Annotated in this window: 16 protein-coding genes; 2 read left to right on the forward strand and 14 right to left on the reverse strand. The window is 41.1% G+C overall.

Annotation, left to right across the window (positions count from 1 at the left end):
- Window positions 1–117 precede the first annotated feature (117 nt).
- The 7 genes from ABS301_RS06665 to ABS301_RS06695 form a co-directional block, all read right to left on the reverse strand.
- Window positions 118–1,182 carry a response regulator gene (locus ABS301_RS06665; RefSeq protein WP_349671474.1) on the reverse strand — a complete coding sequence of 355 codons (1,065 nt, stop codon included), beginning with the start codon at window positions 1,180–1,182 and terminating at the stop codon, window positions 118–120.
- Window positions 1,179–3,110: a sensor histidine kinase gene (locus ABS301_RS06670; protein ID WP_349671475.1), complete on the reverse strand. Its 1,932-nt coding sequence runs from the start codon at window positions 3,108–3,110 to the stop codon at window positions 1,179–1,181. Before ABS301_RS06670 ends, ABS301_RS06665 begins: the two co-directional genes overlap by 4 nt.
- Before the next feature lie 78 nt (window positions 3,111–3,188).
- Window positions 3,189–3,827 (reverse strand): GntR family transcriptional regulator, encoded by a 639-nt coding sequence (locus tag ABS301_RS06675; protein ID WP_349671476.1) that lies wholly within the window; start codon window positions 3,825–3,827, stop codon window positions 3,189–3,191.
- Window positions 3,828–3,906: 79 nt separating this feature from the next.
- Window positions 3,907–4,182, reverse strand: coding sequence for a hypothetical protein (locus ABS301_RS06680; protein ID WP_349671477.1), 276 nt, complete (start codon window positions 4,180–4,182; stop codon window positions 3,907–3,909).
- Window positions 4,183–4,274: 92 nt separating this feature from the next.
- Window positions 4,275–4,862 (reverse strand): flavodoxin family protein, encoded by a 588-nt coding sequence (locus ABS301_RS06685; RefSeq protein ID WP_349671478.1) that lies wholly within the window; start codon window positions 4,860–4,862, stop codon window positions 4,275–4,277.
- Between the two features lie 131 nt (window positions 4,863–4,993).
- Window positions 4,994–7,231: a glycoside hydrolase family 2 protein gene (locus ABS301_RS06690; RefSeq protein ID WP_349671479.1), complete on the reverse strand. Its 2,238-nt coding sequence runs from the start codon at window positions 7,229–7,231 to the stop codon at window positions 4,994–4,996.
- The gene (locus ABS301_RS06695) at window positions 7,224–8,735 is read right to left on the reverse strand and encodes an MFS transporter (protein ID WP_349671480.1); all 1,512 of its coding nucleotides are present in this window, start codon (window positions 8,733–8,735) and stop codon (window positions 7,224–7,226) included. The genes ABS301_RS06690 and ABS301_RS06695 overlap by 8 nt, the downstream gene beginning before the upstream one ends.
- Window positions 8,736–8,864: 129 nt before the next feature.
- Here ABS301_RS06695 and ABS301_RS06700 point away from each other — a divergent pair, with 129 nt between their 5' ends.
- Complete coding sequence (locus ABS301_RS06700; protein WP_349671481.1) at window positions 8,865–10,067, forward strand: helix-turn-helix transcriptional regulator; 1,203 nt, start codon at window positions 8,865–8,867, stop codon at window positions 10,065–10,067.
- An 8-nt stretch (window positions 10,068–10,075) separates the two neighbouring features.
- Here the strand turns inward: ABS301_RS06700 and ABS301_RS06705 are convergent, their stop codons facing one another.
- The 4 genes from ABS301_RS06705 to ABS301_RS06720 are packed head-to-tail and all read right to left on the reverse strand — an operon-like array spanning window position 10,076 to window position 15,398.
- The gene (locus tag ABS301_RS06705) at window positions 10,076–11,824 is read right to left on the reverse strand and encodes a glycoside hydrolase family 3 protein (RefSeq protein ID WP_349671482.1); all 1,749 of its coding nucleotides are present in this window, start codon (window positions 11,822–11,824) and stop codon (window positions 10,076–10,078) included.
- A gap of 4 nt (window positions 11,825–11,828) precedes the next feature.
- On the reverse strand, window positions 11,829–12,680 hold the full coding sequence (locus tag ABS301_RS06710) for an HAD family hydrolase (RefSeq protein ID WP_349671483.1): 852 nt from the start codon (window positions 12,678–12,680) through the stop codon (window positions 11,829–11,831).
- Window positions 12,681–12,687: 7 nt separating this feature from the next.
- On the reverse strand, window positions 12,688–14,001 hold the full coding sequence (locus tag ABS301_RS06715) for a carboxylesterase family protein (protein ID WP_349671484.1): 1,314 nt from the start codon (window positions 13,999–14,001) through the stop codon (window positions 12,688–12,690).
- Window positions 13,998–15,398: an MFS transporter gene (locus tag ABS301_RS06720; protein ID WP_349671485.1), complete on the reverse strand. Its 1,401-nt coding sequence runs from the start codon at window positions 15,396–15,398 to the stop codon at window positions 13,998–14,000. Before ABS301_RS06720 ends, ABS301_RS06715 begins: the two co-directional genes overlap by 4 nt.
- A 179-nt stretch (window positions 15,399–15,577) precedes the next feature.
- On the opposite strand from ABS301_RS06720, the gene ABS301_RS06725 reads away from it, so the two are divergent.
- Window positions 15,578–16,801: an AraC family transcriptional regulator gene (locus ABS301_RS06725; RefSeq protein ID WP_349671486.1), complete on the forward strand. Its 1,224-nt coding sequence runs from the start codon at window positions 15,578–15,580 to the stop codon at window positions 16,799–16,801.
- Window positions 16,802–16,877: 76 nt separating this feature from the next.
- Here the strand turns inward: ABS301_RS06725 and ABS301_RS06730 are convergent, their stop codons facing one another.
- The 3 genes from ABS301_RS06730 to ABS301_RS06740 are packed head-to-tail and all read right to left on the reverse strand — an operon-like array spanning window position 16,878 to window position 21,594.
- The gene (locus tag ABS301_RS06730; protein ID WP_349671487.1) at window positions 16,878–17,966 is read right to left on the reverse strand and encodes an NADH-ubiquinone oxidoreductase-F iron-sulfur binding region domain-containing protein; all 1,089 of its coding nucleotides are present in this window, start codon (window positions 17,964–17,966) and stop codon (window positions 16,878–16,880) included.
- 14 nt (window positions 17,967–17,980) lie between these two features.
- Complete coding sequence (locus ABS301_RS06735; protein ID WP_349671488.1) at window positions 17,981–20,071, reverse strand: FAD-dependent oxidoreductase; 2,091 nt, start codon at window positions 20,069–20,071, stop codon at window positions 17,981–17,983.
- 41 nt (window positions 20,072–20,112) lie between these two features.
- A complete protein-coding gene (locus ABS301_RS06740; RefSeq protein WP_349671489.1) occupies window positions 20,113–21,594 on the reverse strand; it encodes an FAD-dependent oxidoreductase in 1,482 nt (493 codons plus the stop codon).
- Window positions 21,595–21,613: the final 19 nt, after the last annotated feature.

Below are 21,613 nucleotides of genomic sequence, written 5' to 3' on the forward strand. Positions count from 1 at the left end.
TTCCCCCTGTTGTATTACTTGCGATATTATACAACATTTCAATAAACGGAGAATAAACGAAAATATCCGGATTCTGCATGGGAATGCAGAAAGCCGGATGTATAATAGTGTATTTATTTAAAAATGCTTTTTCAGAAATAATAGCGGGTGGGGCACATCATCGGAGAGCAGCAGTCCTATCTCTTTGCGCAGCTGTTTTTCTTTCTTCTTCCTCCCGGTCCTGTTATAAAAATTCAAAAGTCTGTCAGAAGCACCTTCGTGATATGGATCCAGTTCCAGTGCATGCAGATACAGCCGTTCTGCTTCTTCTGTCCGCTTCTGATCTTCTCTCAGCTCTCCCGCTTTTAAAAGATTGGATATCATGTTTTTTTCCAGAGTATGGGCTTTTGGGAAGGACCATTCATAGGTCTTTCCCTGAAACAGTTCTCCACGGTAAAGCTCTTTCAGCCGTTCCATTTCCTTCTCCGTCTTCCAAGCGAGGTTCTGCATCTGCTGGAATTCATATAAATCACAGTAAATCCGCCTGGTATCCAGAGAAATCTGTTTTCTGGTAGTGATCAGGCATTCTTCCATGCCAAACTGCTGCAATGCCTTTCGTACATAATAAACGGTGGAGTTTAAGTTTTTCATTGCCTTATCTAAAGGGAAGACATCCCACAATGTGTCCGCGATTTCATCACGGCTGACGCTGACCTTACAGACCAAATAAGCAAACAGCTCCTCAACCTTTGGAGAACGCCAGCTGATCGCCTGTCCGCCCTCTTCCTGAACCAATACGCAAAAACCCCCGAAGCATTTAATATATAGCTGCTGTACTTCCCTGTAATTCTTTCTGGCAAGCCGGTCTATTGTCTTGATCAGACGATCCCTTTTGATTGGTTTCAGAAGATAATCTACTGCTTCCAGCTCAAAAGCTTCCACTGCATATTCCCCGTATCCGGTAACAAACACCACACTTGCGCTGCTTTTTTTTTCCATCAGAATATTAGCAAACTCCATGCCATCCATTTCAGGCATGGTGATATCAAGAAATATCACATCCACCGGATTTTCTTCTATGTATTTTAGCGCATCCAATGCTGTAGCAAAGGAACCGCACAGTGTGATCTCCCCGATCTCCTCCAATAAGATGGTAAGCCGGCTGCGGGCCAGCTCCTCGTCGTCCACAATAATTGCTCTCATACTGGTCTGTCTCCTTTCTTACAGTTCCATCTTCCTGCCTGTTTTATATCTGTGAAAGGCAGACCAAATATCACCCTTGTTCCTTTTCCAACTTCACTTTCTATGGTTAATCCCTTTTTATAGAGCATCATAAGCCTCTGATTAATATTCCAGATTCCAATCCCGCCTGATTCTGGTTTTTCCTCCAGCAACCCGCTGATTCTCTCTTTTTCTATTCCAATTCCATTATCCTCAATTGTAAAAACAGCCTCCGTCCCCTGTCGTTTTACAGTTATGATAACTTTCCCCCCTATAATTGCTTTCATTAATCCATGGCGTACTGCATTTTCAACAAGTGGCTGCAAAATCAGATGGGGTATGGGAAGAATTATGGTTTCGTCTATATCATACTCTACCTGAAGGCGTTCTCCAAAGCGGGTCTTTTCGATGTAGAGATAGGCCTCCAGCAGCTCCATCTCCTTTGCAAGAGTCGTCATTGCGTCGATCCGTTTGAAATCAAAGCTGCGGCGCAGGTATTGTGACAGTTCGATCACTACTTCTTCCGCCTTTTGCGGTTTCGTTGCACACAGAGCCGCAATGGAATTAAGGGCATTATAGAGAAAATGGGGATTAATCTGAGCGCGTAAAAATGCAATTTCCGCTTCCTGTGTTCTCATAACTGAGGTCTGAAGCTGACGGATCGCATTTAAGTAATGTAAAGATAGCAGAAAAATCATTACGATTGCAAAGATCAACATAAACACCTGGGAAAATCCAGAGTCAGTTTTAAATCCCAGAGAAAACAAAATACAGTCGAAAGAATAAAAATTAACTGCCAATACAGAAACAAATAAAAGCAGCCCTTCCGCCTTCTCTACAAATAAAAGAATGGCCCTGATCAGCAGCACCAGAAGAATGATGGTGTTGCTGACCATCACCAGCTGATGAATTTTATAATATTCATAGATGGGAAATGTCAGTATCACCAATAAGTAGCCTCCGTACACACAGGAAATGATCTTTGTGGGACGAAGGGGAATCAAACCATTCTTGAATTCATGAAAAACCCAGAGTAGAGTAATAAAATTTACTGACAGGAACAAATCTTTCATTTTAAAAGCCATGGTGAAAGAAATTTCAGGTAAAATAAGAAGCAGAGGACGCTGGTCTGACAACCCGTTTCCGATTGCAAAAAGTGAGCAAAACAGAGAAAACAGGGGAAGTATGTACTCCTTAATTCCTTTCATCCTTGCAACAATAAAAAAAATCAGATATAAAAAGGCGATTGTCAGCAAAACTGCAAAAATGGCCAATGCCAGCATCAGATCCCTTTGATGCTGATGAAGCATCACATCTTCACTGCCAAGTTCTATGGAAACAGGAATACCGGAATTCATATACTCATAATTGGCAACCTGGATTAAAATTTCTATTTTGTCACTGTCACTTTCAAAAAAGCCTAACTTCGGTGAATTACCCGAACGATAGTCCTTTGAAGTCTGGGCCGGTAAACCGTCGGAAATTAATTCCTCCCCATTTACATATACTTTACTGGAAAATCGGGCATTTCCTTTTTTCAGAGCCATCACTTTTCTGGCCGATACGTGATCTAATACCAGGCGGTAGGTAGCACAACCGAATGCCGGAAGTTTTTCTCCCTTTATGAACTTCCCATTCCACAGACCTGGAACCTGCATATAGACTTTGTCAACTGATGGGACCTGTGACTGAAAATCCTGAGGGATAAGCAGCTGATTCCAATAAAATTCCCATTCTCCATCCAGCCGGAGAATTTTTGTCTCATTCATATCCCAGCCTGATAAGTCAATCTGCCCTTTCACTGCATGAAATTCATTTGGCGACTTCACTTTCTTTTCAGGCATTGATAGAAAAAGCAGTAAAAGAAATGCAAACAGGATAAAAAATACTGTAATTGATCGTTTAACCAAGCAGTCACCTCCGTCATTGGTATCTTATAAAACCTTAAAAAGCCCAAAGAATATTCCTTCAGGCTTCTGGTATAAAATCTATTGATTGGGATACAAAAATCCCTTTACACGATCCGCAGTATCATCCTGCGCTATAAAATATATGGTATCGCCTTCCGTCAGCGCCACGTAGGGTCCCGGGGACTTCATCACCAGATCCTTTCTGCTGACTGCAATCACAGTCGCACCGGTATGCTGCCAGAATTGTATTTCGGTAACTGTCTTATTCAAATAAGTGCAGTCCTTTGTGATCCGAATCTCAAAAGGCATAAACGGATTCATAGACCGGAAATGAACCGAAGCTTCTATGAGGTCATTCATACACTCATTTAAATAGTCCATCTCTTTCTTCTGACGTGATACACTCTTTAATAAATTCTCTTTAATGGTGTCAATGGTCTCCAGTTTGCTGTTCTGCTGAATATAATCCGCTGCCTTTTTCTGGGATCGGATTATAATACCGCTGCCCTTTTCCGATGATACAATTCCCAGATCACTGAGTATGCAAATAGACCTGCGGGCAGTTTCCGGCGAAACGCCATACTGGCTTGCAAGGGAAGAACGGGCATATATCTTCTCACCTTCTGCGTACTCCCCATTGGCAATGCGGGCTGCCACCTCAATTGCAATCTGCTGGTAACGGGGAATAACGGTTCTGGTCTTTGGCTCTATGTCCATGTGATTATCATTTCCTTTTCTGAATTATAATATAAAACAGATTAAGTATAGCCTAAAACCAGACGAAAAACAAGCCATGTTAATTCTCTGTCTCACCATCTGCATCCATGAGAATTTCCAGAATTTTAACAGCCTTCTGATAACTGATATCTTCTACCTGATGGAGCCGGTTCACTACCTGCCGTGTAATCAGTCCTCTCTCTCCCTCATCCGCAGAAACAATATCTTTTTCCTTGTAATAGTAAGTAATGCCATTCGTCAGTTTCACATAATCTTCTGCAATTTCTTCCACACTGTAATTGTTTTCATGATCTCCCTCACAGACCGTAATCTTGTCACCGACACAAAGATTCATACCAAAACCTCCCATAGAATAATTAGAATAAAGATAACTATTACTATTATAGCATAATTATATAGAAAAAAACAGCTTTTTATTTTCGCCCCTTAATTGCACATTCCGCATTGTATACACGGTTCCCCATCCATGCACACAGCTTCACTGGCGGCTGTATATTCCGTAATCCGATTCTCCAGAAATGACCTTGCAGACTCTATATCAGCCTCATCGGGATGCTTACGTGATTCCTCATGACGCCTGATCCCCTTTTCATCTAAAAAATGAGGGTGTTCCGGAGACAGCTTCTTTCGATATTCCGTCCGCTGTATGTCAATTTTTCCCTGAGACATAAATACTCCCATACAGATGTTGTTCTCTGAGATTGTTTGAAAAACGGCTTTTTTCACCTTATTACCGTACTCACTGTGGGGATAACCACCCATGGTTCCCACAGCAATAATCTTTTTATTTTTACAGTGTTCTAAAAACATCTGGCTGTTATAATCTAAATTACCGCGCCGACACCAGAAAAACAGAATAACCAGTTCTCCAATGCCATCAGAAGAGGTCAGAAACTCATTATCATGCAATGAAAATGAACCATTTTTTCTGCTCAATTTCTCTAATACGCCCTTTGCAAGCTTCTCCGTATTTCCAGTCAGCGATGATAAATAGACGTATATGTTGTCGTTCATCTTATTCACCTGTTATTTTTATACTTTTATTACTTTATCATATATTTAAAAATGGTATGTTGCACACGCAACATACCAAAGATAAAATGGTTAAAATAATTATAATCTTAATTTCTATATTTGTAAATTATCTAATACTTTTTTATCTGATTTAATGCATGGTTTAAATCTTCCATTTTGAAATCAGGGTTACGGTCTTTATCACGGCCAAGAATACTAAGCAGAGAGAGTCCTAAGGGAATTCCTTCCTCCTTTTCTACTGTTTCGGCAGTTGCAGGGGCGAATTTGTAAAATACCTTCATGGCCTCCTGATTTTGTGTAATATCATAAGCACTGTCCTTCAATGAAAAATAGCCCTCTCTGATGAGATCATCTTCCTTTAAGAACCAGTTTCTTACTGCTTTACCAGCACCGGAATCAGGCAATTGATAGGAGGATTCTTTTTCATCTGCTTTTACAAAAGTCACCTCATCCGCTGTACAATCATCTCCCAAACTCCGGACCACAAAAGAATTTTCTCCCGGTAATAACTGGATGTCTTTGAAAATCACTGTACCATTTCCATTGTTATGGGCAGAGCAGATTAATTCATTTCCCTGATTTTCATACAATGTAGCTTCTTTCTGGTTTGTATATACTTTTATATCAACAGCATTTTCTGTCCTTTTAACAAAGCGTTTGGAGCAGATATGGATAAACGGTTCTTTTGACCACATTGCTTTATAATAATAGAAAGCATCTTTTCTTACTTTACGGTCATATGTTACAAGACCTTTCTGATTAATGTACTTCTTCCCCCCCTCATTCCTTCTGGAGCTGGAAAAGTCAAACATATTCCATACAAAACTTCCCCACAGATAATCCTTACTGTCAAAAATCCGATACACAGTTTCACTGTATAAAGCCTGATATTCCTCGGAGTAATCCCTCACTGCCGGCTGACTGGAATGAAGTGTTGTGTTTGTATCAACTCCATACTCGCTGACACCAATTGGAATATCAGGGCAGGCAGCATGAAACTGATCCAGAAACTGATCGTAATCATTCATCTCTCCATAATACCAGCCAAAATAAATATTATATCCAATCATATCCGTAATTTTGTTTAATTCACTTTCAAATTTTACGGTATAGAGATTTGCTCCCGTTATCAGTCTTGTATCATCTAATTCACGGGCATAGGAATATAATTCACGGCACATTTCATGCATGTAAGGCGCATCCTTAAACATGGCTATTTCATTTTGTATTCCCCAGAAACAGATGGATGGATGGTGAATATTCTGTAGAATCAATTCAGTCAGCTGGTACTTTGCGTTTTCAAACAGTTCTCTGTCCTCAGTCAATTTAAGCATGGGAATCTCTGCCCATACAATATATCCTTCCTCATCGCAGCGATCATAATGATACTGTGGATGCTGATAATGGGAAAGTCGAAGGGCATTTGCTCCGATTTCCTGAATTAACTTAAAATTAATATCCTGATGCTCTTTCTTAACAGCTGAAAATACTCCTGCAAAATCCTGATGCATGGATACACCACGGATTTTTTCTTTACGGCCATTTAAATAAAAACCAGTCTCAGCATCCATTTTTATGCTGCGAAAGCCAATTTTTTCACAAACCTCATCTACCTCTTTCCCATTTACAAGTAAAGTTGCGCGCAGCACATAGCGTCTGCCCTCTCCTTTTCCATTCCATAGGTAAGGATCCGGGATCTGAATTCTGACTGTTTCATTAGCCAGTTCCGTAACCTGGGTTGCTACATTACCATCATCATTTATAACCTGATAATGAATCATTGCTCCATCTGGTGCAATTACGTGAGATTCAATCTCCAGCAATCCAGTTGCACCATCCAGACTGGAACTGGCGATGATTCCATTGGTTCCATAATAAAGATAGTCAAAATGCTCTTTTTCCGTTATCAGTAAGTTCACATTGCGATAAAGGCCCCCAAAAATGGTGAAGTCACCAAAAATAGGCGATATTGTCTGGTTTTCAGCATTACTCACATATACTTCTAAACGCAGTTCCTTTTCCATTAAAAACGTTGCAGGTAACTCAACCCGGAAACAGGAATATGCTCCCCGGTGTTCCCCAATCTGTATTCCGTTCACAAAGACTTTGCAATGCTGATCAGCACCTTCAAATTCCAGAAACACGTTCTGCCATTCTTCCGAGACCAGAAGCATTTTCCGGTAAACAGCCAGACCCCTGAACTGATCTTGGTCCGTATACCATGTATGAGGGAGTGTGACCTTGCAATAATCATTCTCACTCAGTGTCTCCGGTGTAATGGGATTCAATATATCACCATCTGGTAATTTTAAGAATTCCCATCTCTCATTAAATGATAATTTATTCATTTGTTTCCCTCATCTTATAAATAATTTCTTCAATATTTTTCATTTTTTCCGGTGTCAGGTCGTAAAACTTCATGGCTCCGATGTTAAATAACGCTCCGATTAATTCAAGACCATAGTAGAATACAATTGCAATCATTAACAGGGAGGTGCTGTAAGGTGTATTAAGATCAGGAAATTTATCCGCAAATCCAATGGCAGCAAAACCAACACCTACTAAAAGGGGGCCAAAGGAAGAAATCATCTTATCCATAAAACTAAATAAGGTTCCTACCATTCCAGGAATGTACTTTCCACTTCTGCTTGCCTCATAATCGGTAACGTCCGCAATCATAGGAGGAATAATAGAACTTGTAATCATCTGGAATCCTCCGCCTACAACGGAAACTAAGAACAGCATAATTGTAAAGAAGGATAATCCGGTAAATGCCTGTCCATAGCCATTGGTATAACCTGGAAGATTTAAAGTTTTAGGATCACAGAGCAGCCATAAACCGATTGCCAGTGCATCCATAATAACGACTCCCCAGCTGCCAAGCTGCATGGCTTTTTTCAGACCAAGTTTTCTACCTATGGTTCCAATTCCTAAAGTCATCATTACCAGTCCGATTACTGTGGTATACATGGTCCAGCCGCCGGAAAGCTTATAATTACCTGCAGCAATTCCGTAAAGAACGAGTACAATCGCACTTGTTTTACAGGTATTGGCAAGCATATCGGTAGCTCTTGTTATAATCATCATCTGAAGGGGACGGTTCTTTAAAAGTACCTGAATATAATCCGACATCTTAACCTGAGGTGCTTTTTTTGTGCTTGTGTCACTGAAAAAACGAATGTCCTTTGGTGCGATTGATATATAAGCAATTACAATGCCAAGTGTGGCAAGAAGTGCAACAATCAGCCAGTACTCATGGAATAAGTCCGCACTTTTAAGAGATCCATATTTTACAGCCAGTGATGCGACAACAACTGTCATCACGGCACGCATAACACGCACAATCACAGTTCCCACAATGCTGAGTATTGGTCTCTGAGACGGGTCGTTTGTCAGACACACATTTCCAACATGATTACTGATATTTAAAAATGTATAACCAATGTAATACAAAAGAGTAAATACAACAAAAAATATTGTTCTGATGCCAGTTTCCGGTAAACGGTCCGTCACATTGAACATAAGGAAACTGTTGACGAACAACATTGTTCCACCGATTACAAGACATAGTCTGGTTTTTCCAAACCGTCCGCCGAACTTGTCAATTAAGAAACCTACGATGGGATCTGTAACCCCGTCCCACAAACGCATAATTGTTGAAAAGCTGGATGCCAGTACAACTGCCATCCCCACATATCCATTAAGATAATATGACATAATCATAGTGATACCCATATAAAGGTTAACTGCCATATTCGCTCCGCTGAATCCGAAAATCCGCCAAACCGGAACGAAATGTATTCCATCCTCCTTCATATACCTTTTAATCTTTTCATTTGAGCTGCTATCCATAATGTCCTCCCTGTTTTCTTAAACTTGATCAGCTACGCGTATTTAAGATAGCATATATATTATTTTTGTGATAGAATAATATCATTCATAATAGTAATTTATCACAGTATTATCTGGAAAGGAAGATAAATGAGAACTAGTACTTACGAAAGATATAAAGTTGCCTCCTCACTGATTCAGGATTTTTATCATTTGCAGATTAACATACTTGAACAGGAGGATCAGATTGAAGAATTCATATATAAAAATCGAATGCATAAGGTGCAGGCTTTTTTTACCAGTGAAATACTGAAACTTTATACGAAACGATTCACTCCGGACAGTATTTATTATCTTACGGATGCGTTTATGGTGCATTTAGTTGTATTTTTTATGGAAGAAAATCCAATTGTACTAGGACCTTTTTGCACTCTGCTTATGACGGACAAAGATGCACGTACTATTTTTGAGCAATACAAAATAACCAACCTCAGTAAGACGGACTTTTTTTCTTATTTAAGCTCCCTTCCTGTCATAAAAGAATCTGAACTTTTCCGCATGGTTACCTCACTGATTCATACAGTCTGCCCTCATGCACCGGAAAAGCAGATTGAGCATGTGAATTTTTTTAATCTTCCAGAGATAATCCCGGAGGAAAACGTAACCAGGGAACATTATACAGAACTACTTGAAAAACGCTACACCTATGAACAGCACTTTGTTCAGGCCATTGAAAACGGCAACTCCAGATCGGCTATTTTTAATCTTCATAATATGCAGATGGATGTGGCCTATTTAAAACGCATAGGTACTACACTGGAAAATGAACGAATTGGAGCAGCAATTACCCGAACAACCGTAAGGCTTGCTGCGCTGCGTGCCGGTCTTCCGGCAATTGTTGTAGACAGACTCTCGTCTCAGAATACTGCGATCACCCATAACGCAAAAAGTGTAGAAGAAATACTGACTGCAAAGGAAAAAATGATACGTGAGTTCTGTAATTCAATTCATCATTACAAAGATGAGAAATATAGTTTCCTGGTACAAAGTGCTTTATACTTTTTTGACCATCAATATTACAAAGATATTAAACTGAAAGAACTTGCCGATGAACTAAACGTATCCCTCAATCATCTGATTTCTGTATTCCGGAAAGAGACCGGTATTACGCCAAATTCGTATCTGCAAAAAAGCAGAATGAAGCAAGCCTCCATTCTGCTCTCCAGCACCGATATGACCATGCAGGAAATCAGCAGTTCCGTGGGCATATCTGATGCGAATTATTTTATTAAGGTATTTAGAAAATACTATGAGGAAACTCCAACAAATTACAGGAAACGATACAGGACATAGTTATTATACTAGAGTCTTGTATCCCATCTGCCACAGAATACACGATCATTTGCAGTTCCATTAAATTTACTTCTTCCACATATTTTATCAATTGCAGCTCTGATATTTTCCTGATTGCTGCCATAAGCATTGACAAACGTATGAAGCTGGGGAACATCAATTAAATGATTGGTATAATTGAGGCTGATTCCAATGGTAGGGACTTCCAAATTGTACCAGGGAAGCTCACAGCTATGATTGCAGCTCCAGCGAATACGGACATTGTTTTCCTGTGCATACCCTTTTACGTTTATCACCAGAAATACAATATCGTGATTGTCAATAAACGACTGACGTGATTCGTGCCCTAACATTTTCACAAAGTTCATTGGAGATATTCCGTTTTCCACTTCAAGATCATGGTAATTCGGACACACGTCAACGTCAAAGCCTGCGCTCTCTAATTCTCTGATCACATTTTCTTTTACCGGGTCACCTTTGTAAGCCTTACTTGTGGGTGTGCTTTGTACATAAACCAGATATGCCCTTTTTTTCGTACGCGCATCTACAGGAATGAGCTGCTTTGTGTCTTTCACCAGTGTTACGCATTCATCTGCTGCCTTTTTTGTAAAGTCATGATGCTCTGCACAGCCAATCCACTTGTCTTTCAATCCTGGATCTGGTATTCTTACTGACTCATCGTAAAGATGTAACTTTGCCTTTAATGCAATAACACGGTGAACCGCATCTGAAAGCCGCTCCTCTGTCACTATTCCATTTTTAATTCCTTCACGAAGGAATTGCATGTCTTCTTCCACATTGTTGGCAAATAAGAACATGTCGCAGCCGGACGCTATTGCTTTTGGAATTGCGTCACAACGCTTAATCATGGCGGTCATACCAACCATGTGAGACGCATCCGTCGTAATCACACCGTTAAATTTCATTTCGATCCGAAGCAGATCTGTAATTAATTCAGGGGCAAGTGTCGCCGGCATTATTTCTTCATCTTTTATCCCAGGACATAACTTTCTGCTCATTTCCGGTAAGGCAATGTGTCCGGCCATAATTGACTCCAGACCTTCATCAATCATGGTCTGATATACTGTTCGAAAACTTTGATTCCATTCTTCTACACTCAGGGAATTTACACCAAGTGCAAGATGCTGGTCCAGTTCTTCCACACCATCTCCAGGAAAATGTTTGCAGCAGCAAGCCATGTTGGGATTTGCCTCTTTGATCCCCTTTATATATGCCCGGGCATTATCGGTGACCACCTGGACGTTATCACCATAGCTCCTTGTATTTACAATGGTATTTCGCCAATTCATATAAATATCTGTAATGGGATTAAACATCCAGTTACAGCCAACTGCAGTTGCTTCTCTACCTGCTGTCAGACCTGTATGATACGCATGCTCTGTACCGCTTCCAGCTCCGCACTCTGCTGCTGTGGCAACAAAGGTTCCTTCGGGTATACAGCCATTTCCACCTTCATCGCAATTGGCTGCAATCAATAATGGGATCTTGCTGTGCTTCTGATATAGCGTATTCTGCAAATAAACAGCTTCCTTATCCCCGCCCTGCCAACGGAGACCTCCCTGATGAGACTGACTCAGGGTGTATTTAATTTGTTCTTCATTGACTCCCGGTGCTGCTTTCAGCAGAATAAACAATTGACCGATTTTCTCATCCAATGTCATTTCAGAATACGTCTGTTTCACCCATGCAATCTGTTCCTCATTTAAACAGAATGGTTTTTCCTTTAAATTTACCATTATCTTATCCTCGTTCTTTTTGTATAAAGTTGTTATAAAATTTGTTTTTGTAATAAATAGATTCCTCTTTAAAATCCTGTTGTAGAAATTTATCAAATACATGCTCTGAAAACTCGTTCCATGATTCTGCTTCCTGTTTAACAAGGATGGGATAAAAGAGAACACGATTCTCATCTGCAGCTTTTTCATCCCCCGGTGCATCCCCGATCATTATTACCTGGTTTGTACCATAGCCCTTACCTAATAACTCATGGATGCAATGGGATTTACTGCCAATATTTTGTGATAACAGCAAATCGATATGATCCAGCAATCCATGATCTGACCATTCTTCCCGAACAGCTTCATAATTCGCAGAAGAAACGATTGCGATATCAGCGTACTGATGTACCCGTTTCAGGACTTCCTTTACATTCTCAAAAGGAATCTTTTCCTGGGGTAATAAATCTTTAATTTTTTTATTTAAATTATCTGACCATAGTAGTGCCTTTTCCAGACATACGGTTCTGTTCTTTGATATTTGTTCCATTAAAGATTCATTTGATAATTCCTTTGTTTCTTCCACCCAATCCAGGAAACTTTCCAGTGCTTCTATCACAATGTATTTTTCATTGATTTCTTTTAACGCGATTGCAAGTCCTTTGAATCGGTTTATCCCTCTTAATTCTGAATACAGGTTTATCTCATACCAGCGATCAAGGATTTCCTCTTCCCATTGTTGCAAATTCCACATCTCAATCAGACAGGGACCAAAGCACTTTTTATGTTTGATGTCCATGGTATCCATGGCGCATCCGTCCGAATCTACACAGACCAGAAATTGTTTTCTTTTTTGATAATTTTCAATATCCTGCATTATTTTATTAACTCCTTACTATTTTGCCCATTCCGATCTCTGTATCTGAAAATATCATAACATCTCCCTGGGTATTACTTGTTGTTTTCCATACTGGAAGTGATTCACCATTGGGATTCCCACACTTTGCAAAGTTACTGAAATACTCCATCATAGCATCAGATAACTTATAATCCTTCTCTTCCCATGGCCTCCAGCATTTTTCTAACGCTCCAATGGTGTACCAAAGTTCACTTGAATGCCATGCACCTTTTTCATCCCCGGGAAGGTTTCTGGAAAAATAAAAGCAATACGAAGGTATCAGTGCCTGTTCTGACTGCAGGATTGTCCAGTCCTTTGCCATTCTGTGCATTTCTTCCGGCAGTAAATCATCCTTTGTGCTTCCCATTATATATGGAATTTTTGCCTGCATCATCTTTGTATTCATTTCTTCTGTATTGCAGGGTACGATTCCCCCATCAATAACCGGCATACAGTTTTGTATCCCATTTGGATATTTCTGCATTACCGCAAACATGGAATCCAGTAAGCTTTTGGCATCGCAGCTGATCCATTCTTCTAAAGATGTTCCGACTTGAGTCAGAACCTCTTTCCAGAAAGTATACGTTTTCTCCATATAAGTGGCATTGGCAAATGTTTCACTGACACCGCCTCCGCTTGTTAAAATTGCCTTGGAGATATATTTTCTTGACAGTGGTGACATACATAATTGCTGCAGGCTCATGGCACCTGCGGACTGCCCCATTACTGTGATATTGTATGGATCACCGCCGAACTGTTCTATGTTATGACAGATCCATTTCAAAGCAGTAAGCTGATCATAAAGGCCGTAATTTCCAGTGTGCCCATCCCGTTGCTCTAACTCCGGCAGTGCACAAAAACCAAATGGTCCCAGCCGATAATTGCATGTAACGAAAATGATTCCTTTTTGCGCATAACCAGAGCCGTCAAAAGGTTTCTCATTACCACATCCCCCCTGAAACATTCCTCCATGTACATAAAAAATCACAGGCGCTTTTTTACAAGAATCCGGCTTCCATATATTTAGAAAAAAGCAGTCCTCACTGTATGTATATCCTTCATCTTTTCGAAATTCTTTATAATAAAATGAATCTTCCTGCTCTTTATAAAATGTTCTTCGCTGGATGCCTGCATCCTTAAAAACGGTGGCGTCAGAGACGTCATTCCATCTGGTCACTTCGACGGGGTATTCCCACCTTCTTCCAGTTGCATACCGTATGCCATAAAACTTATGAATGCCGGTTTCAGAATCTATCCCCTTTAATTTTCCACAGGCAGTTTCAATGATTATTTCTTTCATTTTTCTTTATCACCTTCCCCTTGATTTCGTCTCTGTGCTAATTCAGCATAGATCATTTCCGTTTTTGCTTTTGATAAATTAAAGATTAATCCCATACCAATGATTTCCACTACTCCTGCAACTGCAGGCATGATTGTTACCATACTTCTTATACCCTCTCCTACGCCTGCCTGCTGGGTTGCAACACCTGAAACATATCCGATTGCTGCCAAAAAATAAGTGGAACCACTGTGGGTAATTGATGTTCCAATTTTTTTACTGAATGTATAAATCGAATACAAAGTTCCATCTGCTCTTTTATTTGTTTTATATTCCTGGTAATCAATGCAATCTGTAATAAACGCCCAGATTAACATCATGAAACCTGTCTGCCCTATATTTGCCAATGTGCTTAATACCAGGTATCCATACACATTAGAGATCGGGAAAAGAAATAAGCAGGAAGAGAATATAATATTATATAGGGCACTGGCGATAATTACGTTTCTCTTTCCGAATTTATGTGCAAGTCTGGGGATTAATGGAAATACGAAAAACAAAATCGGAATACTTAAGGGAGATGTCAATGCCATCATTCTGGGTGCGTGATAGTATTCTCTGTATAAAAAGCTGGACAAAGATCCCATTGAAGCTGATGCAATACAATTTCCAAAAGATGCGATCATTACTCCAATTAATGGTCTGTTTCTGGCTGCTTCTTTTAAAACATCAAAGAATTTATAATTATTAGCTGTGTGTTTTTTATTATCTGTCTCAGAATATCTCTCCGTGGTAAATGTTAATAAAACTAAATAAAATACAATACTGGATACACAGGCTACAATTGCAAGAATAAAAAATGCCTGGGGATTTGCCGTCTGATCCTTATTCCAGACAAACATTGGGACTAACGGCAGGAATAATACTCCGACTAATGTTCCTCCAAGGCTTCTTGCCCTTGACAACTTTGTTCTTTCAACCGGATCCCTCGTTATTACAGAAGCCATTGCACCATAAGGCATGGATGTACCTGTATAACTCATTCCATAAATCAGGTAACCACAAGCAATCCAGACATGTTTCATTGTCATTGACCAGCTGGAAATATCAGCAAAACACATAAGTGCTGATACCGCCAATGGGAGCATGGCAATTTTAATATAAGGCTTAAATTTATCACCTGATTTGCCTATTTTTATTCGGTCAGGCAACGATCCGATTAATGGATCATTGATCGCATCCCAGATTTTAGCAAATAGAAACAATCCAGCCATCCATTTCGCATTGATCCCCAGCACATAGGTACTGAATGTCAGTATGTACAGATCAATGTATAAATTGATCATACTTCCTGCCAAATCTCCAAATACGTAACCCAATTGGTCCTTAAATCCAAATTTCTTTATTATTTTTTCCATTGTAACGCCCTCCCCAAATTTTATATTCATTACGATAGTTCTATCAAATAGTAACAATTAATCAGAAGGGATAAAAGAATAATTTCTATTAATATTAGCATTATTTTTTGTTTTGTATTGATGTTGTATGAAATTTATGCTATTTTAATCAATGAATCAGTTCAGGAGGTGGGCCATCTATGTACGATCACTACATTGAATTAGCCAGAAATATATTCGACAGTCAGAACATACAGACGATTTTACTGACTTCTCCATTTGATAATATCAGCCAGATCGATTACTCCTTACGCTCTCACTTATATCCACAGCAAAATCCTTATGAAGACATCAAAGACTGGCTGATACAGGAATGTTTATTCCCTAATATCTATGTTATAGAAAGCTCTTACCATATGTGTAATGTATATTTGAAGCTTCCTGTTATAGACAATACCAATTCTTATTTATCAATAGGTCCATTTTTGTTTAACAGGCCAGCTGACCTGGAAATTAGGCAAATAGCAGGTATCTATCCGTCTCCGCACATGGAACAGGAATTAATATTCTTTTACAACAATCTTCCATTAACGATCTCACGGGAAAAATTCCAGGCTTTTATTATTGCACTTTTTTCACCTGTTCTTGGATCTGAAATGCGTATTATATATGAGAGTGATTCCGATATTTTAGATACTCTGATCCCAACTAATGATTTTGAACATTCTTTTTCTGAGGGTGATTTGTCACTGAATCTGGTTGAACAGCGTTATCAGGTGGAACAACAGATGATCGCTGCTGTAAAGCAGCAAAATATCAAGGAGTCAATCCGTTTACACAAGAAAATGCTTCAGTTTAATTACGGACAACGAACTTCAAACCAGCTGCGTAATTCTAAAAATTTTATGATTGTATTTAATACGCTATTAAGAACTGCGGCCAGAGAATGCGAAGTTCATCCATTCTACATAGATAAAATATCACACCAGTTCGCCATAGAAATCGAGCAATGTACCAATGATCTTCAATTAACGAAACTTTCAACTGATATGATACGTAAATACTGCCTGCTGATCCACAACCACTCTGTCAAAAAATACTCTGACAACATTCAGGACTGCGTTACATACATCGATCTCCATTATAATGAAAATCTCACTCTGAAGAAAATGGCTGAATATCTCAGCCTGAACAGTAGTTATCTTTCCACTCTGTTTAAAAAAGAGATTGGTAAGACAGTCACAGAATATGTCACACAGACCCGAATCAAACAGGCTTTATTATTGCTAAACTCCACCAAACAATCCATACGGGATGTGGCCAATCAATGTGGATTTGATGATATCAATTACTTTTCCAGAATATTTAAAAAATATCAGGGGATGTCGCCAAGTTCCTATAGAAAGATGATTCAAGACATCTAAATTTATTTATAAATTACAAAAGCAGGCAGAATTTTGTCTGCCTGCTTTTATTAAACTGACTTGGTTTTTATCACACTTATATACCCTTACATGGTACCGGTTTTTTCGGACATTTGGGCTTATCCGCTCCTGCCCTAATAATTGCATTCTCCCCGCAGGCCTCTATACAGTCGCCGCACCCGGAGCATTCATTCTGGTCGATAACATGGATAAATTTCTTTTTTCCGAGAATCGCTTCATCCTCACATACATCAAGGCATTCCGTGCAGCCTGTACATATATCCGGCAGAATGTGAAAAGTCAAAAATTTCTGACATACTCCTGCTTTACAGCTTTTCCTGGTGATATGCTCCTCTATTTCATTTTTGAAGCAATCCAAAGCGCTCTCTATCGTATTGGCAATGGAAAAACCTGCTTCGCAAAGAGATTGATGCTTCATTTCATGGCATAATTCCAGCATTAAATCCAGATCGGACAGTTTCCCTTTTTTTAAAGTCATATCTGTTAAAAGCATACGGATCTGAAAAACACCTTCATGGCCAAAAACACATCTTCCACAAGCTTCTTTGCCGTATCTGTCTGCGATTTTAAGAAGATAGTCCAGCATGCAATCAGACTCATTTAAGATTTCAATATAATCCGTGGTCAGTTCAACTGGCTGATCCATCATAGTCTCGTTGATGAAAACGCCCATCGGATGACCAAAGTACATAGCTTTAAATCTCCCCTGCACACCAGCAGCAGCCAGTATGTCTGCCGGAGTTATCTTCCTGTCCAGGTCAAGAACCCCCTTTTTCTCAGCCTTACCTGCGACATACACTTTCTTCTTTCCGGCATTCAGCAATTCTTCCACCGTCACTACTCTGCATTTGTCAGAGTGAAACCCATCATCAGGGCATAATGGAATGGGCTTTTCTCCCTCGGTTACCTTTTTAAGAGCAGAATCATTTCCATAAGTAAAACCGGATTTATGACGGGTCTCGATGATTGTCAGACCCTCCGGCTTCTCCCCTACCCAGCCGCCTTCCGGCACAATCAGGTAACGAACACCGGCAGATTCTTTCAGCAGCGCTTCCAGAACCTTTTCCGTGTTATCTTTTAAAAGCATAGGAGAAACGGGTGCCTCATGATAAACTGGCATTGCATTGCAAATAATCATATCCATTATCCTTATTCCTCCTAGTATTCGTTCCAAAGCCTGGGATTGGTTACATTCAACCTCAGATCACATTGCAGGCAGCGCCCTGCCTCACATTTTGCTTCCTCACAGGTAAATGTCTGTTCCACTGCAGCAAAGCTTTTTTTCCGTTCCTGGGGTTCCAAAAGTGCGGGTGACAGCCGCTCCAGTTTTCCAAAGTCTTCCGTCCTTCCAAGGAACGGATCCGCCGTTTCCTTTTCCAGCAGTTCTTCGGAAATGTCTCCGTCTCCGCCAAGGTAACGGTCCATCTCCATGGCTGACTGTCTCCCGGCAGCAATGGCTTCTATCACTGATTTTGTTCCGGTTACCACATCGCCAGCCCCATAAACCCCTGGCATACTGGTAAAACAAGAGCTGTTTACCTTTACATAGGAACCGGGATTTAGTTCAATTCCCAACTCCTCCGTACCAGCCGGTGCCTGTCCCACAGCGAAAATTACACGATCCACCGGTATGCTCTCCCGTGATCCCTCTACAAGCTCTATGACTGCTTTCCTGTTTTCATCAAAATAAAACTTCTCCACTTTTTGAAGTTCAACACCTTCTACCTTTGTGTTTCCTGTAATGCGAAGGAAGGAATGGCCAGAATGAAGAATGATTCCCTCGTCTATTCCTTCCCGAATCTCTTCTGCTGATGCAGTTATCTGATCACCGTCTTCCAGACAGGCAATGTGGACCTCTTCTGCCCCCAGGCGAAGGGCTGTTCTGGCGCAATCATAAGCAACATTTCCGCCGCCCAGAACCATCACTCTTTTACCTGGATCATCAATCTGGTTTCTGCGTGCATCTTTTAGAAAATCCGTATTCAGCATGACTCCGGGAAGCATATTTCCTTCCAACGGCAGCCGGATGCCTTTATGGGTGCCGGTGGCAATTAAAACCGTATCATATCCCTGTTTTAAAAGTACTTCCGGTGCTTCAGCCGCAGTATTCACCTTCAGCTGAACTCCAACTTCCAGAATATCGCTGATCTCCCGGTCCAGTACCTTATCCGGCAATCGGTAGGAAGGAATTCCATAACGGCACTGTCCGCCCGCTTTTTCGTTGGACTCAAAGACGGTTACTTCATGGCCCTTCTTTGCCAGATAATAGGCTGCTGTCAAGCCGGCTGGACCGGCTCCGATAACAGCCGCCTTTTTTCCTGTGGGAGCCGCGGTTTTTCTTTTTTTCTTCCATTCATCGGAATGGGCGGCAGCTGCGGCCCTTTTTAACTTACAGACAGACAGGGGTTCTCCAAGCTCATTGCGCTTACAGGCTGTTTCGCATATGTGATTGCAGATGCATCCCAGTGTTTCTGGAAAGGGCAGCTTTTCGCGGATGACAGCGGTTGCTTTTTCATATTCTCCCTCTTTTATGTACCTTAAGTACCTGGGGATATCTGTATGTGCAGGACATGCAGTCCTGCATGGAACCACACTTTCCCGGTATGAGACGTCTTCCTTTATCTGTCCCAGGGCATCCATAATGGAGCCGGTAGGACAGACTTCAATGCATGCTCCGCAGAATTTACAGCCTGCTTCTTTCAAAGATATGTTTCCGTCGGTTCCTATGCGCACTCCATCTTCTGTTTTTTGAAAATCCAGCACTTTCACCCCGCGAAGGTCTCTGCAGGCGCGCACACAGCGTCCGCAACGGACGCATCTGGTAAACAAATGCCGGATTAAAGGATTGCTGTCATCGGTAGGGACTGTTCTGGACTTCTTTTTCCACCGCTCGGGACCCACTCCCAGATACTGATACATGGATTGCAATTCACATTTACCATACTTGGGACAGCCGGTGCAGTCCGCCGGATGGGTTGCAAGAATCAGCTCCATTGCCGTCTTTCTGGTACTTTCCGCTTTTGGGCCATGAACAGAAACCTTCATCCCGTCCTGCACCTTTATCATGCAGGACGGAACTGCCTGATCCATCCCCTCAATCTCTACCGAACACAGGCGGCATCCACCTATCGCCTCCAGATCTGGATGCCCGCAAAGATGTGGAATGTATATTCCCGCCCCCAAAGCAGCATTTAAAACGGACATTCCTTCTTTTGCCTCTATCTGCTTATTATCAATTGTTAGCCACATATTTCCTCCACTTAGCGGATCAGCCCCCGTATTCTAAGACCTTAATACTCAACCGCTTCTTCTGCTGCATTTTCTCCTGCTATTCTTCCACTGTTTAAGCAAAATCCCATTGAATTTCCGGAAAGGATAAACGGATAGCTGTCTCCAAAAATATTGCAGGCATCTGTCCCAACACAATACAATCCAGGAATTACCTTAGCTTCTTCATTTAATACCTGTGTCTTATGATTAATCTTCACTCCACCCAAAGTGCCGTAAGCCCCTACATTCTGACGGCAGCAATAAAACGGACCTTTCTCGATGGGCTGCATAAATGCCCGGTTTTTTTCAAAAATCTCATCAAATCCGGACTCACACATTTCATTGTACTCTTCCACCTGTTTTTTCAGCCCTTCCGGATCAATTCCGGCTTTTTCTGCCAATTCTTCTATGGTGTCTGCCTGACAGATTGGTTCATATCCATCGGCTAAATCCTTTTCCCACTGATCGTCGAAGTGGTCGAACAGATCATGAGGATGCACATGAGAAATAATATCCGGACCTTTTTTCTTATATTTCTTTAATAACTTACTGTCAAAGATTGAATAGGCTACAAAGCCTGGCTGAGAGGAAATCGCATTGCCGGTAAATGTAGTATTGGCAATCTGGTCTTCCGGCATAAAACGGTATCCATTCCGATTGACCCAGAGACATGGCTGGCGGAATGCTCCGTCCAGAATAAAATGATTCATGTTATCCGGAAGCTGGTACATCAGTTCCATGGTGCATGGAGTACGTCCGGCACCGGCTTCCCATGCCATTTTGATTCCTTCCCCTTTCATTCCAGGTATGGCAAAATTAAAGATTGTCTTACCAAATTCATATCCGGTCTGTTCTCTGATCATTTCCGGATTGTCTCCGAAACCTCCGGTTGCAAGAATCACCGCCTTGGCTCTTGCTTCTATTTCTCCACCATCTCTGTCTCTGGCAATAACTCCCACAGCACGTCCATCTTCCACAATAACTTTGGCAACAGGAGTTTCCATGTAAAATACCACTCCCAGCTCTTTTGCCCGTTCCGTCATCTTCTTTGTCATAGCCGTTGCACAGCGTGGGCCGGGAGCTCCACCGCCTTCCGGTTTTACCACATGCCAGGTGAATTCCCCATCCGAATATGCTCTTGTGGCTTCCGGTGCATTAAATGCCCTCTGCACTCCTAAGAATTCTACTCCCATGTCCATTAACCATTCAATGGTCTCCCCGGACTTATAATAGTAATCCCGGACCAGACGTGCATCCACCCGGTAATGGGTATAATACATGTGTTTGCGAAATGCTTCGCCAGGTGTGAGAGAAATCATCTGCTGTTTCTGTATGGGAGACCCCACCCCAAGGGGTCCCATTCCCATATTGGCAGCGCCGCCGGTTGTATTGGATTTTTCAAAAATGATTACCTCTGCCCCATTTTCTGCCGCAGCAATGCCCGCTGCCATTCCAGAAAGTCCTGCTGCCACCACAATAACATCTGTCTGTAACTGCTTCATCGAAATACCTCCATTTTTT

This window comes from Lacrimispora sp., from assembly GCF_031982545.1.
Lineage (GTDB): Bacteria > Bacillota > Clostridia > Lachnospirales > Lachnospiraceae > Lacrimispora.